Origin of the sequence: Streptomyces roseus, assembly GCF_001044425.1 — a bacterium.
GTDB lineage: Bacteria > Actinomycetota > Actinomycetes > Streptomycetales > Streptomycetaceae > Streptomyces > Streptomyces roseus.
Genome location: NZ_LFML01000161.1, coordinates 76,744 through 92,816 on the forward strand (window position 1 = coordinate 76,744; position 16,073 = coordinate 92,816).

Below are 16,073 nucleotides of genomic sequence, written 5' to 3' on the forward strand. Positions count from 1 at the left end.
CGGTGCGCGTCACGCGCACCGGGCCACCGTCGTTTCCGCCTCGGCTCAGACCTGGGCCTGGGCCTGGGCCCGGGCCTCGGCCGCGGCCGCCTCGGCGGCGCGCCGTTCGCCCGCCGCCTGCGAGCGCTTCGCGTAGCGCGCGGTCCACAGGGCCAGCAGGCCCAGCGTCCCGTAGATCAGGATCGGGCTGACGACCACCATGGTGTCGGTGGGCAGGACGAAGACCAGGCCCACGCGCACGGCGGCCTCCGCGAGGTAGGCGATGCCCCACACCGTGGTCATGACGGTCATCGTGCGGCGGAAGCCGTCGAACTGCCACAGGCCGTTCCACCAGGCGGTGCTCTCGGGGGTGCCGTCGGTGGCGAACTTGCGGCCGAAGTAGAACATCAGCGGACGCGGCGCGAGCAGGGTGGCGAGGCAGAGAAGTCCGAACAGCCCCGTCACTCCCGAGTCCTTGATGAGCAGCGCGCGCGCCGAGTGCGCGCCGACGAGCGAGACGACGGCCGTGATCACCAGGAACACCAGGGTGACGACGGCGAATTCGTCCAGCTTGCGGCGCCAGGCCAGGCTGATCGCGCTGTCGAGCACCGGCCACGCGCCGCTGACCAGCAGTGCGCTGAATTCGCTCCAGCCGTGGTCGTGCAGCTGGTTGTACGTGAGGATCGGCGCGACCACGTTGAGGCCGATGGTCAGGATCCAGCCGAGAGCGGCGGCGCCGCCCGAACGGGCCGGAGGCTTGGGCTGTGTCGCCTGAGGTGGCTGAGCGGACAAGGTTCCCCCTGGAACGTGCCTGATGAAGGGTGGTAGGGGGAACGTAAGGAGTTTGACGGGGCACGGACAAGGTGGGCTCGTGCCAAATGATCATCAAGTCGTCCGGAATGGCCCGTTCCGGACGTTCTCGGGCGGTCAGGCGGTCAGGCGCGCAAGCCCCGGATCACGAGCGCGGTGACGGCCTCGAACTCGGTGGTGATCGTGGGCTTGAGCCACTCCGCCGCGTACTGCGGATCATGGAAACGGCCGGTGGCGTCGAACACCGCCCGGGCGGCGGCCGGTACGTCGGGCGCGCTGAGCGAGCCCGCCTCGACCCCCTCCGCGATGATCCGGCCCAGCTGGTCGATCAGCTGGTTCAGGTGCTGGTCCACCACGCCGCTGCTCTCCGCGAGCAGCACCGTGTACGTGGCGAACAGCTCCGGATCGTCGCCCGCCTTGTGGCGCTTGGCCTCGAACAGGGCCTCCAGCCACGCCTCCAGTTTGGAAGGCGCGCTCCCGCCGGCGGCCGAGGCGATCTCGTCCAGCCGGACGACGCTCTTGGCGAGCCAGCGGTCCGTGACGGCCTCGCGCAGGGCCGCCTTCGAGGGGAAGTGCCGGTACACGCTGCCGTGGCTGACGCCCAGGGCGCGGGCCACGTCCACCACGGTCGCCTTGGTGGGGCCGAAGCGGCGCAGCACCTCCTCGGTGGTTTCGAGGATGCGCTCGGGTGTCAGGGGCTCGGCAGCAGCGGGGGGCATGAGTACGACCGTACCGCCCGCTCAGTGCTCGCTGTCGAGGTGGGCCATCTGCGCTTCCGGGTATCGCTCGCCGGCCGCGGCTCCCGCCGGGACCGCCTCCTCGATGGCCGCCAGGTCCGCGGCCGTCAGTTCCACGGTCATGGCACCCAGTGCCTCGGCCAGTCTGTCGCGGCGGCGGGCTCCCACCAGCGGCACGATGTCCTCGCCGCGCGAGAGCACCCAGGCGATGGCGGTCTGCGCGACGCTGACCCCCTTCTCCTCCGCGACCTTGCGCAGGGCGTCGACCAGGTCGAGATTGCGCTGCAGGTTCTCGCCCTGGAAGCGGGGGCTCATCCCGCGGAAGTCGCCCGGCGCCAGCTCCCGGTCGCGGCTGAAGTGCCCGCTGATCAGACCGCGGCTCAGCACCCCGTACGCCGTGACCCCGATGCCCAGCTCGCGGGCGGTCGGCAGGATCTCCGCCTCGATGCCGCGGGAGATGAGCGAGTACTCGATCTGGAGGTCCGAGATCGGCGCCACGGCCGCGGCCCGGCGCAGGGTGTCCGCTCCGACCTCGGAGAGGCCGATGTGCCGCACGTGCCCGGCCTCGACGGCCTCGGCGATGGCGCCGACGGTCTCCTCGATCGGGACGTCCGGATCGACACGGGCGATCCGGTAGACGTCGATGTGGTCCCGGCCCAGGCGCTGGAGCGAGTAGGCCAGGAAGTTCTTGACGGCCTCGGGGCGGCCGTCATATCCGGTGAAGCCCCCCTCGACGGTGCGCAGGGCGCCGAACTTCACGCTGATCAGCGCCCGCTCAGCGGCCTCGGCGGGCGCCGAACGCAGGGCCTCGCCGATCAGCATCTCGTTGTGCCCCATGCCGTAGAAGTCGCCGGTGTCGAGCAGCGCGGCCGCGCCCTCGGGGACGGCGTCCAGATAGGCGTGGATGGTCGCGATCGACTCGGTGCGGTCGGCCTCGCCATACAGGGCGGACATGCCCATGCAGCCCAGCCCCAGCGGGAAGACGGCGGGGCCGGTGGAGCCGAGGGTGCGGGTGTTCTCGTTCGTGGTCATGGAACAACCATGGCATGACGGGTGACAGATTTCAATATCTGTCACCCGTCAGGATGATTACGCCGCGACGTGGAGGACCAGTGCGGCCCCCGCGACCAGGGTGAGGACGGCCGCGGGGGCGAGGTCGAAGTCCTTGACGCGCAGGTGGCTGATGACCGCGCCGACGAAGTAGAGCGTCACGCCGACGGAGGCGGCCACGCCGAGCGGCCTCACCCACAAGCCCGCCCCGCACCCCCCCGCAGCGGCTGGGCCTGCTCCTGGCCTGGCACGGCTCGATCACCGAGACCCTCGGGAAGAAGGCGCTCAGCGCGGCCGGGCTCACCCCGCCGCACGCGATGACGCTGATGCATCCGGAGGGTGGCCCCATCGGCCAGCGGGTGCTCGCCGAGCGGTTGGAGGTGGATCCGAGCGTGCTGGTCGGCATCCTCAACGACCTGCAGCGCGAGGGCCTGGCCGTCCGCCGCCGGGACCCGGCCGACCGCCGCCGCCACAACGTGGCGATCACCGAGGCCGGCTCGACCGCCCTGGCCAAGACGAACGCGGCCCTGGACGAGGTCGAACTCCCGCTGTTCTCCGCGTTCTCGGCGGCCGACCAGGAGGCGCTGCGCGCCCTGCCGGCCCGGATCGACTCGAACCCCGAGCACTTCCACTGCGGGGAGGAGCGGAGTAGGGGACAGGGGCTCCCCACCGGCTCCCCACCCCCGGCCCGGCCGCGGCCCGGGGCTCAGCCGCGCGGCGGCGCGGTCGCCCGCGAGGGTCCCGCCGCCGCCCGTTCCAGGGTCCGGGCCGTCCGCTCCGCCGTCCCCATCGCCCACCGGCCGCTGGTCGCGGCGCCCACCACGAGCGCGAGCAGTCCGCAGCCCGTGATGATCCACCAGGCCGGCCGGGTCGCCTCGACGAATCCGGCGCCGCCCGCCGTCCCCGCCGCGAGCACCGCGCCGATCACGGCCACGCCCAGCGTGCCGCCGGTCTGCCTGCTGGTGGAGGCGACCGCGGCCGCCACCCCCGCCTGGGCCCGGGGCATCCCGGAGACCGCCGTGTTGGTGATGGGCGCGTTGACCATGCCGAACCCGAGCCCGAACAGCACGTACGCGATGAACATCAGCGGGGTCGAGGTCTCCGCCGAGAACGCGGCGAACAGCACCCCGCTCGCCGCCATGGCCGTCCCCGCGATCAGCAGGGACGGCCGCGGTCCGCGGTTGCCGACCAGCCGGCCCGACAACGGCGCGCACAGGAAGGTCATCAGGGCCATGGGCAGCATGTGGAGCCCGGCCTGGAGCGCGCTGAGCCCCTGTACCTCCTGGAGGTACAGGGTGTTCAGGAACAGGAACCCGGACAGCGCGGCGAAGGCGCCGATCGCGATCAGCGTCGCGCCGCTGAACGGAGCGCTCCGGAAGAACCGCGGGTCGATCAGCGGCTCCGCCCGCCGCGGCTCGTACACCAGCAGCCCCACCAGCGAGGCCACGGCCAGCGCCGCGCAGCCCAGGATGACCGGAGCGTTCCAGCCCGCGCTCGGCGCCTCGATGATCCCGTACGTCAGGGAGCCGAGCAGGGCCATGACCAGTACCTGGCCCACCGGGTCCGGGCGGCGCGGGCGGGCGGCGCGTGACTCGGGGACGTACCGCAGGGTCAGCGCCAGGGCCAGCAGTCCGATCGGGAGGTTGATCCAGAAAATGGAGCGCCAGCCGACCGACTCCACCAGCAGCCCGCCGATCAGCGGGCCCACGGCCATGGAGATGCCGACCACCGCGCCCCACGCACCGATGGCGCGGGCCCGCTCGCGCGGATCGGTGAAGGTGTTGGTGATGATCGACATGGCGACCGGGTTGAGCATCGAGCCGCCCACCGCCTGGACCATCCGGAAGGCGATCAGCCACTCCAGGGTCGGCGCCAGTGAGCAGAGCAGCGAGCCGGCCGTGAAGAACAGCAGGCCTGCGCCGAAGACCCTGCGGCGCCCGATCCGGTCCGCCGTGGACCCCGCCAGCATCAGCAGCGAGGCCAGGACCAGCGTGTACGCGTCGATCGTCCACTGCATGCCGGCCACCGAGGCGCCGAACTCCCGGCGCATCGAGGGCAGCGCGACGTTCAGGACGGTCACGTCGAGGCTGACGATGAGCAGGCTCATGCAGCAGATCGCCAGGACCAGGATCCTCCGTCGGAGGCTCAGCTCGGGCATGTTTCCGATAGTACGCCTAACTAAAGAGATGCGTGCCCCGGTCCGGCTGAGCCACAATGGGGGGATGACCACGCTCCCCCCGCCGCTCGCGATCGGCCCGCACACCGTGCAGCCCCCTGTGGTGCTCGCCCCCATGGCCGGCATCACCAATGCCCCGTTCCGCACGCTCTGCAGGGAGTTCAGCGGCGGCAAGGGTCTGTTTGTGAGCGAGATGATCACGACCCGCGCCCTGGTCGAGCGCAATGAGAAGACCATGCAGCTGATCCACTTCGACGAGACCGAGAAGCCCCGCTCGATCCAGCTCTACGGAGTGGACCCGGCGACGGTCGGCAAGGCGGTCCGCATGATCGTCGAAGAGGACCGCGCCGACCACATCGACCTCAACTTCGGCTGCCCCGTCCCCAAGGTGACCCGCAAGGGCGGCGGCTCGGCCCTCCCGTACAAGCGGAACCTGCTGCGCGCGATCCTGCGCGAGGCCGTCGCGGGCGCCGGCGACCTGCCGGTCACGATCAAGATGCGCAAGGGCATCAACGACGACCACCTGACCTACCTGGACGCCGGCCGCATCGCCGTCGAGGAGGGCGTCACCGCCATCGCCCTGCACGGGCGCACCACCGCCCAGCACTACGGCGGCACGGCCGACTGGGACGCCATCGCGCGGCTCAAGGAGCACGTGCCGGAGATCCCCGTGCTCGGCAACGGCGACATCTGGTGCGCCGAGGACGCGCTGCGCATGGTCCGCGAGACCGGCTGCGACGGCGTGGTCGTCGGACGCGGCTGCCTGGGCCGCCCGTGGCTGTTCAACGACCTGGTCGCGGCCTTCGAGGGGCGCCCCGAGGACTTCCACAAGCCCACGCTGCGCGAGGTCGCGGGCACCATGCACCGGCACGCCCAGCTGCTGGGGGAGTGGATCGGCGACGAGGCGCGCGGGGTGATCGACTTCCGTAAGCACGTGGCCTGGTACCTGAAGGGCTTCTCGGTGGGTTCCGAGATGCGGAAGAAGCTGGCGGTCACCTCGTCGCTGGCCGAGTTGAACGCTCATCTGAGCGAGCTGGACCTGGACCAGTCGTGGCCGGAGAGCGCGGACGGCCCTCGTGGCCGGACGTCCGGAAACAACCGGGTTGTCCTCCCGGATGGCTGGCTGAAGGATCCCTACGACTGTGCCGGTGTGAGCGAGGACGCGGAACTGGACACGTCCGGGGGCTGAGAATCAGCTGACAAACTCTGCCACCGGCGGCGTGACATACGCCACGCATGGGTGGGGTTGCGCTCACATGAGCGCGAAAATCACGGCTATGACTTCCAAAGGGTGGCACTGGGTGCCACCCTTTGTGCGTTCAAGACTTGAACGCAAATGTATCGATGATCGCTCATCCGAGCGCAAACAGGCCTCGGGAGGCCCTTCCCCCTTCGGGAGGTGAACGCTCTTCGTAGGTTTCGGCTACTCATCGGTTACTTTCGATCTGGTGGCGCACGGGTGGTTACAGCCACATGACGACCAAGTGGACGTACCCAGAAGCCTTCGATCTGGGTATGTTCCTGGCCGTCAGGGCAGCCACCGAGTCCTCGAGGAGTCGAGACCCGTGTCGGAAAACAAAGATCAGAAGTTCGTCTACGACTTCACCGAGGGAAACCGCGACCTCAAGGACCTTCTCGGCGGCAAGGGGGCCAACCTCGCCGAGATGACCAACCTGGGTCTGCCGGTCCCTCCCGGCTTCACCATCACCACCGAGGCCTGCAAGGTCTACCTCGCCAGCGGTGAGGCCCCGGCCGCACTGCGCGACGAGGTCAGCGCCCACCTGGCGGCCCTCGAAGCGAAGATGGGCAAGAAGCTCGGCCAGTCGGACGACCCGCTGCTGGTCTCCGTGCGCTCCGGCGCCAAGTTTTCGATGCCGGGCATGATGGACACGGTCCTCAACATCGGCCTCTCCGACGAGTCGGTCGCCGGCCTCGCCTCCCAGGCCGGCAACGAGCGCTTCGCGTGGGACTCGTACCGCCGCCTCATCCAGATGTTCGGCAAGACCGTCCTGGACGTGGACGGCGAGCTCTTCGAGGAGGCCCTCGACGAGGCCAAGGCCGCCAAGAAGGTCGCCGTCGACACCGACCTCGACGCCGCCGACCTCAAGAAGCTGGTCACCCGCTTCAAGAAGATCGTCGCCAAGCAGGCCGGCCGGGAGTTCCCGCAGGACGCCCGCGAGCAGCTCGACCTCGCCGTCGAGGCGGTCTTCAACTCCTGGAACACCGACCGCGCCAAGCTCTACCGCCGCCAGGAGCGCATCCCGAGCGACCTGGGCACCGCGGTCAACATCTGCTCCATGGTCTTCGGCAACCTGGGCCCCGACTCCGGCACCGGCGTCGCCTTCACCCGCGACCCGGCCAGCGGCCACGCGGGCGTCTACGGCGACTACCTGCAGAACGCCCAGGGCGAGGACGTCGTCGCCGGCATCCGCAACACCGTCCCGCTGGCGGACCTGGAGACCATCGACAAGGCCTCCTACGACCAGCTCATGACGATCATGACGACGCTGGAGACCCACTACAAGGATCTCTGCGACATCGAGTTCACGATCGAGCGCGGCCAGCTGTGGATGCTGCAGACCCGCGTCGGCAAGCGCACCGCCGGCGCCGCCTTCCGCATCGCCACTCAGCTCGTGGACCAGGGCCTCATCGACGAGGCCGAGGCCCTCCAGCGCGTCAACGGCGCCCAGCTCGCGCAGCTGATGTTCCCCCGCTTCGACGAGGGCGCCAGCACCGAGCTGCTCGGCCGCGGCATCGCCGCCTCCCCGGGCGCGGCCGTCGGCAAGGCCGTCTTCGACTCGTACACGGCCGTCAAGTGGTCGCGCTCCGGCGAGAAGGTCATCCTGATCCGCCGCGAGACCAACCCGGACGACCTGGACGGCATGATCGCCGCCGAGGGCATCCTGACCTCGCGCGGCGGCAAGACCTCGCACGCCGCCGTCGTGGCCCGCGGCATGGGCAAGACCTGTGTCTGCGGCGCCGAGGACCTGGAGGTCGACACCAAGCGCCGCCGCATGACGGTCGGCGGCAAGGTGATCGAGGAGGGCGACGTCGTCTCGATCGACGGCTCCACCGGCAAGGTCTACCTCGGTGAGGTACCCGTCGTACCGTCCCCGGTCGTCGAGTACTTCGAGGGCCGCATGCACGCCGGCGCCGACGACGCCGACGAGCTGGTCCAGGCCGTGCACCGGATCATGGCCTACGCGGACCGCGTCCGCCGGCTGCGGGTGCGCGCCAATGCCGACAACGCCGAGGACGCGCTGCGCGCCCGCCGCTTCGGCGCCCAGGGCATCGGCCTGTGCCGCACCGAGCACATGTTCCTCGGCGAGCGCCGCGAGCTGGTCGAGCACCTGATCCTCGCCGACACCGACAAGGAGCGCGACGAGGCACTGAGTGCCCTCCTGCCGCTCCAGAAGAAGGACTTCGTCGAGCTGTTCGAGGCGATGGACGGACTGCCCGTGACCGTCCGCCTCCTCGACCCGCCGCTGCACGAGTTCCTGCCCGACATCACCGAGCTGTCGGTGCGCGTCGCCCTCGCCGAGGCCCGCAAGGACGCCAACGAGAACGACCTGCGCCTGCTCCAGGCCGTGCACAAGCTGCACGAGCAGAACCCGATGCTGGGTCTGCGCGGTGTCCGCCTCGGCCTGGTCATCCCCGGCCTGTTCGCGATGCAGGTCCGGGCGATCGCCGAGGCCGCGGCCGAGCGCAAGAACGCGAAGGGCGACCCGCGCGCCGAGATCATGGTCCCGCTCGTGGGCACCGTTCAGGAGCTGGAGATCGTGCGCGAGGAGGCCGACGCGGTCATCGCCGAGGTCGAGGCCGCCACCGGCACCAGCCTCAAGCTGTCCATCGGCACGATGATCGAGCTGCCCCGCGCCGCCCTCACGGCCGGGCAGATCGCCGAGGCCGCGCAGTTCTTCTCCTTCGGCACGAACGACCTGACCCAGACGGTGTGGGGCTTCTCCCGCGACGACGTCGAGGCCAGCTTCTTCACCGCGTACCTGGAGAAGGGCATCTTCGGGGTCTCGCCGTTCGAGACCATCGACAAGGACGGCGTCGGCGCGCTGGTCCGCAGCGCGGCCCAGGCCGGCCGGGAGACCCGTCCCGACCTCAAGCTCGGCGTCTGCGGCGAGCACGGCGGCGACCCGGAGTCCGTCCACTTCTTCCACGAGGTGGGCCTCGACTACGTCTCCTGCTCGCCGTTCCGGATCCCGGTGGCGCGCCTGGAGGCCGGCCGCGCCGCCGCCGAGTCGAAGGGCAGCGACAGCCGCTGAGCCCCGCCAGGCCTGACACGGCCCGCTGACCGCGCGTCCGCCCCCGGGTTCCCTGACCCCCGAGGGCGGACGCGCATCTTTATGTTGTTCAACAAATCTTTACGCCAGCAGGCGGTGGACGGATCCCCACCCGTCCACCGCCTGCCGGCAATCTGCCAGGCACGTCGGCGCTTCCCGGTGCGACCGACCGCCAGGCCCCGCAAAGCCCCCCACGGCCTTCACGGAGCGTTTCGGTCGCATCGGAGTGTGCCTGGCGGAGTACAGGATTTCGGTTGTCACGCCCCCGCCGAAAGGGGTTTCAACTGTGGCTGAAAGGGCGTGGTGACGTCGTGTGACGGCGTGCATACTCATGGAGCGGGGGGATTGCGGTTGCACAGGTGGGGGTTCGGTGCTGCGTATCCATTTCACTGGAGTGGACCTGGCACGCGTACGGATGGCAGGGCGTCCCGATGCGTTGTGGGAAACGATTCTGAGTTTTCACCGCTTAAGAGACCGGCGTGATGCGCGGCTCTTCGGTGAATGGCGTACGGAAACCCGGAGCAGGTTGAATAGTGAAACACGTTTGCTCGGTGCGCTCATACCGAGTCGTGGTTATTTTCCCGATTTCCTGACCCCCGTGGAGGGGCAGTACGGGTGGGACGTGGGCCTCGACGCCCTGCGCGGGATCCGTCCCGAGCGGATGCGGCGCGAGCTGACGCTGCTCGGCGCCGGCACCGGCGTGGGGGCGGCGTTCGGCATGCCCTCGGCCGTCAGCGGGGGCACCGACGCGTCGGTCCCGCGGCGGCTGCGGGACTTCATGGAAGGCGGCACCAAGCACCTGCCCAGGCTGCTGGGAGAGCTGCGGGGCTACCACCGGGCGGCCGTGGAGCCGTACTGGACGCACATCCAGGCCCAGATCGAGGCCGAGCGGGCCGCGCGCGGCCGGGCCCTGCTGGACGGGGGCGCGGACGAGCTGCTGGCCTCGCTGCCGCCGATGCTGCGCTGGCGGGCGCCCGTCCTGGAGTGCGACTACCCGGTGGACCGGGACGTACGGCTGCGGGGGCGCGGGCTGCTGCTCCAGCCGTCGTTCTTCTGCCGGCGCACCGCCGTCACCCTGCGCGACCCGGAGCTGCCGCCGGTGCTGGTCTACCCGGCCGCGGCGCAGCTGGCTTCGGCCCCGGGCTCGGCCGAATCGATTCGGCCCTTGGAGGAGCAGCGCCAGCGCACGCTGGGCAAGCTCGTCGGGCACACCCGCTCGGTGGTGCTGCGGGCCATCGGCGACGGGGCCACCACCAGCGAGCTGGCCCGCCGGGCCGGGGTCTCGCTGGCCTCCGCGAGCCAGCACGCCTGCGTGATGCGCGAGGCGGGCCTCGTCACCACGCTGCGCCGGGGCAACGCCGTGCTGCACACGGTGACCCCGCTGGGGGCCGCGCTGCTGAAGGGCGGAGCGGTGGCCTCCTAGCCCTTCCTGGGCCTTCCGGCACGGCCGGGGCCTTCCCGGCCCTGTCAGGCCCTCCCGGCCCGGCAGGAGGCCTCCCGGCCCCCGCCGAGGGCCCTTGCCCCTCTTCTACGGGTGGGGGCCCGCCCGGGTGGGACGTTCGCCCGCGATCCGCACGAAGTGACGAACGGCGGGACTTTCCGCCCTGGCGGGCCCCCGGGTACGCCAGGATGGTGGAGCCATGAGCCAGTTCGCCGCGGACCACGACATCTGCGGCCGCGCCGACCTCACCGTCGTGCTGCGCCGCTTCTACACCGCCGCTTTCGCCGACCGGCGGATCGGGCCGTTCTTCACCCAGATCGCCGGTACGGACCTGGAGGCCCACCTGCCGCGCATCACGGACTTCTGGGAGCGGGCCCTGTTCCGTACGGCCGCCTACGGGCGCGACGCCTTCGCCCCGCACGCCGCCCTGCACGCGGCGCGGGCGATGACCGCCGAGGACTTCGGGCGCTGGGTGCAGCTCTGGAACGCCGCCGTCGACGGCCTGCACCGCGGGCCGAACGCGGAGCGGGCCAAGGCGACGGGCGAGCGGATCGCCCTGGCCCTGCACAAGCGGCTCGCCGGCCCCGACCAGGCGCTGCTCCGGCGCCGGGACACCCAAGGCTTCGTCCCGCTCGCCGCCCTGGAGCTGCGCTTCCCGGCCTGACCCGGACGCGGGTGGTGCCCCGCCGTGCGGCTCGTGGAAAAGTCTTCCGCGGGAGCGATGAGTTTTCCCGGAGCCCCCGGTCTACCCCTCGAAAGCGCACACGGGACGCACACACGAGAGAAGAGGCGCCGAGATGCCCACCATGATCTTCGTCAACCTGCCTGTCCAGGACATCGAGGCCGCCAAGGCGTTCTGGGTCAAGCTCGGCTACTCCTTCAACCCCCAGTTCAGCGATGACAAGACCGGCTGCCTCGTCATCAGCGACACGATCTTCGCGATGCTGATGACCGAGGCCCGCTTCAAGGACTTCGCCACCAAGGAGGTCGCGGACGCCACCAAGACCACCGAGGTCATGCTCGCCCTGAGCGCGGAGAGCCGGGAGCAGGTCGACGAGGTGGTCGGCGCCGCCCTCGCGGCGGGCGCCACCGAGCCCCGTCCGGCCCAGGACCTCGGCTTCATGTACGGCCGGGCTTTCGAGGACCTCGACGGCCACGTCTGGGAGTACGTCTGGATGGACCCGGCGGCCGTCCAGGGCTGACGCCCGCTACGCCACCGCCGCCGAGGTCACGGCGGTCCGCACCGGGTAGGTCCGGACCGCCGCCTCCCCGTCGTCCAGGCAGCGCCCCGACCCGAGGTCGAAGCGCTGCTTGAGCAGCGGGGAGGCCACGAAGGGCCGGCCGTCCGCGCACCCGATCAGCCCCCGCGAGAGCACGGCCGCCCCGGTGAACGGATCCCGGTTGTCGATGGCGTACGCACTCCCCGACCGGGTGAGGAACACCGCGGCCTGGCTCCCGTCGGGGAGCAGGACCGCGACCCCCCGCCCCGGGGTCAGGGCGGACAGCTCGCACACCGTCAGCCAGCCTTCGGGCGCCAGCAGTTCCACGGTCATCGGGTGCCTCCCACGGCCTCCAGCGGCCGGATGTCGAGAACGGCCAGGTCGGGCTTGACCTGGTCGCGTTCGGGGACGAACTTGACGGTCGGGTCCGGGGCGCCGGGCGCGTTCACGAAGGAGACGAAGCGGCGCAGCCGCTCCGGGTCCCGGAGTGTCTCGGCCCATTCGTCGCGGTAGTGCGCCACATGGTCGGCCATCAGCGCCTCCAGCTCCGCGCACAGCCCGAGCGAGTCGTACACGATCACCTCCCGCAGGTGGTCCAGGCCGCCCTCCAGCCGGTCCAGCCAGGTGGAGGTGCGCTCCAGCCGGTCCGCCGTGCGGATGTAGAACATCAGGAACCGGTCGATGAGCCGGACCAGTTCGGCGTCCGACAGGTCCTGGGCCAGCAGATCGGCATGGCGCGGGCTGGCCCCGCCGTTGCCGCCGACGTACAGGTTCCAGCCCTGCGCCGTGGCGATCACCCCGAAGTCCTTGCTCTGCGCCTCCGCGCACTCGCGCGCGCAGCCGGAGACCGCCGACTTGAGCTTGTGCGGGGCGCGCAGGCCCCGGTAGCGCAGCTCCAGGTCGATGGCCATGCGGACCGAGTCCTGGACCCCGTACCGGCACCAGCTCCGGCCCACACAGGACTTCACCGTGCGCAGCGCCTTTCCGTACGCGTGTCCGGACTCGAATCCGGCCTCCACGAGCCGGGCCCAGATCTGCGGCAGCTGGTCCACGCCGGCCCCGAAGAGGTCGATGCGCTGACCGCCGGTGATCTTCGTGTAGAGCCCGAAGTCGCGGGCCACCTCGCCGATCACGATGAGCTTGTCGGGCGTGATCTCGCCGCCGGGGATGCGCGGGACCACCGAGTACGAGCCGTTGCGCTGGAGGTTCGCCAGGAAGTGGTCGTTGGTGTCCTGGAGGGCGGCCTGCTCCCCGTCGAGGACGTAGCCGCTCGCCCCGAGGGTCGGGGCGAGCGAGGCGATGATCGAGCCGACGGTCGGCTTGCAGACCTCGCAGCCGTTGCCGCCGCGGGCCTTCTCCCGGCCGTGGCCGTCCAGGAGCTGCTCGAACGAGGTCAGCCGGCGGGTGCGGACGATCTCGTAGAGCTCCGCCCGGGTGAAGGGGAAGCAGCCGCACAGCCCCCTGTCCGTGGCCGCGGGCAGCAGCAGGCCGATCGTCTTGACGCAACTGCCGCAACCGGTGCCCGCCTTGGTGCACCGCTTGACCTCGGGGAGGGTCGCGCAGGCGGTGATCTCCTTCTTGGTGACGTTGTGGCAGGAGCAGATCACCGCGGAGTCGGGCAGCGCCGACGGGCCGAGCGCGACGGGCGCCCCGAGGCCGGCGGGCAGGACCAGCCGGTCGGGGCTGACCGGCGGGACGCTGCCGGTGAGCGGGCGCAGCAGGCCGTACGCTTCGGCGTCGCCGACCAGCACCCCGCCGAGGAGGACCCCGGCGGGGGAGACGACCAGCTTCTTGTAGACCCCGGAGCGGGAATCCGAGTAGACGACGTCGAGGCTGTCGGGGGCCGTGCCGTGGGCGTCGCCGAAGGAGGCCACGTCCACGCCGAGCAGTTTGAGCTTGGTGGAGAGGTCGGCCCCGGTGAACTCCTTGTCCCGGCCCAGCAGGTCCTCGGCGGCCGTCTCGGCCATCTCGTACCCGGGGCCGACCAGCCCGTACACCCGGCCGTCGACGGCCAGCGCGCACTCGCCGATCGCGTAGACGCGCGGGTCGGACGTGCGGCAGCGGGCGTCGACGCCGATGCCGCCGCGCTCGCCGACGGTCAGCCCCGAGGCGCGGGCGAGGTGGTCGCGGGGGCGGACCCCGGCGGAGAAGACGACGAGGTCGGCATCGACGGTGGAGCCGTCGGAGAGCCGCATGCCGGTCACGGAGCCGTCCGATCCGGTGAGCACCTCCTGGGTGCCGACCCCGGTATGGACGGTGAGCCCCATCGACTCGACGGTGCGCAGCAGGGCCGCGCCGCCGCCCTCGTCGACCTGGACGGGCATCAGGCGCGGGGCGAACTCGACGACGCGGGTGGCGAGGCCGAGACCGCTCAGCGCGCCGGCCGCCTCCAGCCCGAGGAGCCCGCCGCCGACGACCGCGCCGGAGGTGCGGGTCCTGGCGTAATCCTCGATCGCGAGCAGGTCCTCGATGGTGCGGTAGACGAAGCAGCCGGGGGCGTCCTTGCCGGGGACCGGTGGCACGAAGGGCTGGCTGCCGGTCGCGAGGACCAGCACGTCGTACGGGATCACCCGCCCGGAGCGGGAGGTGACGGTGCGGGCGTCGCGGTCGATGGACTCGGCGGGGTCGCCCAGGTGCAGCTCGATCCCGTGCTGCTCCATGAAGCCGGCCGGGGTGAGGGAGAGGTCCTCGGGGGTGCTGCCGGAGAAGTACGAGGTGAGGTGGACGCGGTCGTACGCGGGCCGGGGCTCCTCGCAGAGCACGGTGATCCGGTGCGTGGCGGTGGCCCCGCGCTCGGCGAGGGCCTCCAGGTAGCGCTGGCCGACCATGCCGTGGCCGATGAGCACGATGGCGGGGGTGGGCGTGGGCGTGGCTGCGGCCATGATCAGGAGCCTCCGTCGTCGGTGAGCAGGTGGGACAGGTCGGTCAGGGTCTCGGCGTCCTGCCAGCTGCGGGCGAGGGCGCCCACGGTGGAGAGTTCACCGAGCAGGACCCCGCCGACGAGGCGGTCGCCGCGCACGACGACCTTCCGGTAGGTCCGGCGGGTGGCGTCGGCGAGGCTGACCACGTCGTCGCCGGGCAGCGCGGTGGTCTCGCCGAAGACTGCGAGGTCGAGGGTGGCGGTGCCTGAGGTGGCGGTGGCGGTGCCTGAGGTGGCGGTGCCTGAGGTGGTCGTGCTTGCGGCCGGGGTGGTGAGGGTGAGGCGGGTGAGGGCGCGGGTTCCGGTGTAGCCGGGGGCGGTGGCGCCGCCCAGCTGTCGCGCCAAGGCGTCGGCCTGGTCCAGCGCCGGGCCCGCGAGGCCGTACACCCGGCCGGCGTGCTCGGCGCAGTCGCCGATGGCGTGCACCAGGGGGTCGGAGGTGCGCAGCCGGTCGTCCACGACGATCCCGGTGCGTACGTCGAGCCCCGCGGCGAGCGCGAGACCCGTGCGCGGGCGCACGCCGCAGGCGAGTACGACGACCTCGGCATCGAGCCGGTACCCGTCGGCGAACTCGACGCCGTCGACGCGCCGCCCGCCCGCGGGGCCGCGCGTGGTCCTCAGGCCGCGCACCCGGCACCGGGTGTGGATCTCGATGCCGAGCGCGGTCAGATGGGCGTGCAGCAGCGCCGAGGCGTCCGCATCCAGCTGGCGCTCCATCAGGCGCTCGCCCTGCTGGGCCAGCACCACCTGGGCGCCGCGCTCGGCCAGGGCGCGGGCCGCGCTGACACCGAGGAGGCCGCCGCCGATCACCACCGCGCGCACCCCGGACCGTACGGCCACCGCGGCCGACAGCGCGAGGCAGTCGTCCATGGTGCGGAACGCGTGGACCCCGTCGGGCAGTTCCCGCCCTCGCGGCTCGAACAGCCCGCGCAGCGGCGGGAGGACCGCGTTCGAGCCCGTGGCCAGGACCAGCGCGTCGTACCGCTCCGCGCTGCCGTCGTCGCAGTGGACCGTCCGGTCGGCGCGGTCGACGCGGACCGCCCGCACGCCCCGCCGCAGCGCCGGGCCGGGGTCCGGGAGGGCGGTCACCCCCGGTGCGTACCGGCCGGCCAGCACCTCAGCCAACAGGACCCGGTTGTACGGGGCGTGCCGCTCCTCGCCGAGGACGGTCACCCGCCTACCCGTGTCGGCACCCGTACCCGCGCCCAGCCGGGCGGCGAGCCGCAGGCCCGCGAGGCCTGCGCCGATCACCACCACACGCTGCTGTTCCGAGGTCATGGGACGAGCGTCCGCGTCCGCTGTTTCCCCGCCGCATCGCCGCTGTTACCCGGACGGAACGCGTACCTCAGCGCCCGGGTCAGGGGGCGGTGAGGCGTCCCCTCGGGTGTGGCCCGGGGACCGGTCTCCCCGTCCCGGTCCGTGCCGGCCGGCGCCCCCGGTGCCGTCCC

General features: G+C 71.7%; 12 protein-coding genes and 2 pseudogenes. 6 read left to right on the top strand and 8 right to left on the bottom strand.

The window, feature by feature from the left end:
- Positions 1-45: 45 nt before the first annotated feature.
- From ACS04_RS33440 to ACS04_RS33455, 4 genes and pseudogenes are all read right to left on the bottom strand, one after another.
- Positions 46-771 (bottom strand): VC0807 family protein, encoded by a 726-nt coding sequence (locus ACS04_RS33440; RefSeq protein WP_048480626.1) that lies wholly within the window; start codon positions 769-771, stop codon positions 46-48.
- A gap of 143 nt (positions 772-914) precedes the next feature.
- A complete protein-coding gene (locus ACS04_RS33445) occupies positions 915-1,508 on the bottom strand; it encodes a TetR/AcrR family transcriptional regulator (RefSeq protein ID WP_048480627.1) in 594 nt (197 codons plus the stop codon).
- A 21-nt stretch (positions 1,509-1,529) separates the two neighbouring features.
- A complete protein-coding gene (locus ACS04_RS33450; protein ID WP_048480628.1) occupies positions 1,530-2,558 on the bottom strand; it encodes an aldo/keto reductase in 1,029 nt (342 codons plus the stop codon).
- Between the two features lie 57 nt (positions 2,559-2,615).
- Positions 2,616-2,780, bottom strand: a pseudogene (locus tag ACS04_RS33455) (DoxX family protein); the annotation flags it as partial.
- Positions 2,781-2,833: 53 nt separating this feature from the next.
- On the opposite strand from ACS04_RS33455, the pseudogene ACS04_RS40570 reads away from it, so the two are divergent.
- A pseudogene (locus ACS04_RS40570) lies at positions 2,834-3,034 on the top strand (MarR family transcriptional regulator); the annotation flags it as partial.
- 248 nt (positions 3,035-3,282) lie between these two features.
- On the opposite strand, the gene ACS04_RS33465 reads toward ACS04_RS40570, so the two are convergent.
- Positions 3,283-4,734: a DHA2 family efflux MFS transporter permease subunit gene (locus ACS04_RS33465; protein WP_209441836.1), complete on the bottom strand. Its 1,452-nt coding sequence runs from the start codon at positions 4,732-4,734 to the stop codon at positions 3,283-3,285.
- Positions 4,735-4,798: 64 nt separating this feature from the next.
- On the opposite strand from ACS04_RS33465, the gene dusB reads away from it, so the two are divergent.
- The 5 genes from dusB to ACS04_RS33490 all read left to right on the top strand — a co-directional run bounded on the left by dusB (position 4,799) and on the right by ACS04_RS33490 (position 11,687).
- Complete coding sequence (gene dusB, locus ACS04_RS33470) at positions 4,799-5,941, top strand: tRNA dihydrouridine synthase DusB (protein WP_048480630.1); 1,143 nt, start codon at positions 4,799-4,801, stop codon at positions 5,939-5,941.
- Between the two features lie 376 nt (positions 5,942-6,317).
- Positions 6,318-9,026 (top strand): pyruvate, phosphate dikinase, encoded by a 2,709-nt coding sequence (gene ppdK / locus ACS04_RS33475; protein ID WP_048480631.1) that lies wholly within the window; start codon positions 6,318-6,320, stop codon positions 9,024-9,026.
- Positions 9,027-9,414: 388 nt separating this feature from the next.
- Positions 9,415-10,467: an ArsR/SmtB family transcription factor gene (locus tag ACS04_RS33480; protein ID WP_053081096.1), complete on the top strand. Its 1,053-nt coding sequence runs from the start codon at positions 9,415-9,417 to the stop codon at positions 10,465-10,467.
- Between the two features lie 217 nt (positions 10,468-10,684).
- Complete coding sequence (locus ACS04_RS33485) at positions 10,685-11,149, top strand: group III truncated hemoglobin (RefSeq protein ID WP_048480632.1); 465 nt, start codon at positions 10,685-10,687, stop codon at positions 11,147-11,149.
- A gap of 133 nt (positions 11,150-11,282) precedes the next feature.
- Positions 11,283-11,687, top strand: a complete 405-nt coding sequence (locus tag ACS04_RS33490; RefSeq protein ID WP_048480633.1) for a VOC family protein — start codon at positions 11,283-11,285, stop codon at positions 11,685-11,687.
- A gap of 6 nt (positions 11,688-11,693) precedes the next feature.
- Here ACS04_RS33490 and nirD read toward each other — a convergent pair whose 3' ends face one another.
- Genes nirD through ACS04_RS33505 form a run of 3 tightly spaced genes read right to left on the bottom strand, consistent with a single transcriptional unit; the run spans position 11,694 to position 15,903 of the window.
- Positions 11,694-12,038: a nitrite reductase small subunit NirD gene (nirD, locus tag ACS04_RS33495; protein WP_048480634.1), complete on the bottom strand. Its 345-nt coding sequence runs from the start codon at positions 12,036-12,038 to the stop codon at positions 11,694-11,696.
- Positions 12,035-14,587, bottom strand: a complete 2,553-nt coding sequence (gene nirB / locus ACS04_RS33500) for a nitrite reductase large subunit NirB (RefSeq protein WP_048480635.1) — start codon at positions 14,585-14,587, stop codon at positions 12,035-12,037. Before nirB ends, nirD begins: the two co-directional genes overlap by 4 nt.
- Positions 14,588-14,589: 2 nt before the next feature.
- Positions 14,590-15,903: an NAD(P)/FAD-dependent oxidoreductase gene (locus ACS04_RS33505; protein ID WP_209441837.1), complete on the bottom strand. Its 1,314-nt coding sequence runs from the start codon at positions 15,901-15,903 to the stop codon at positions 14,590-14,592.
- Between the last annotated feature and the right edge of the window lie 170 nt (positions 15,904-16,073).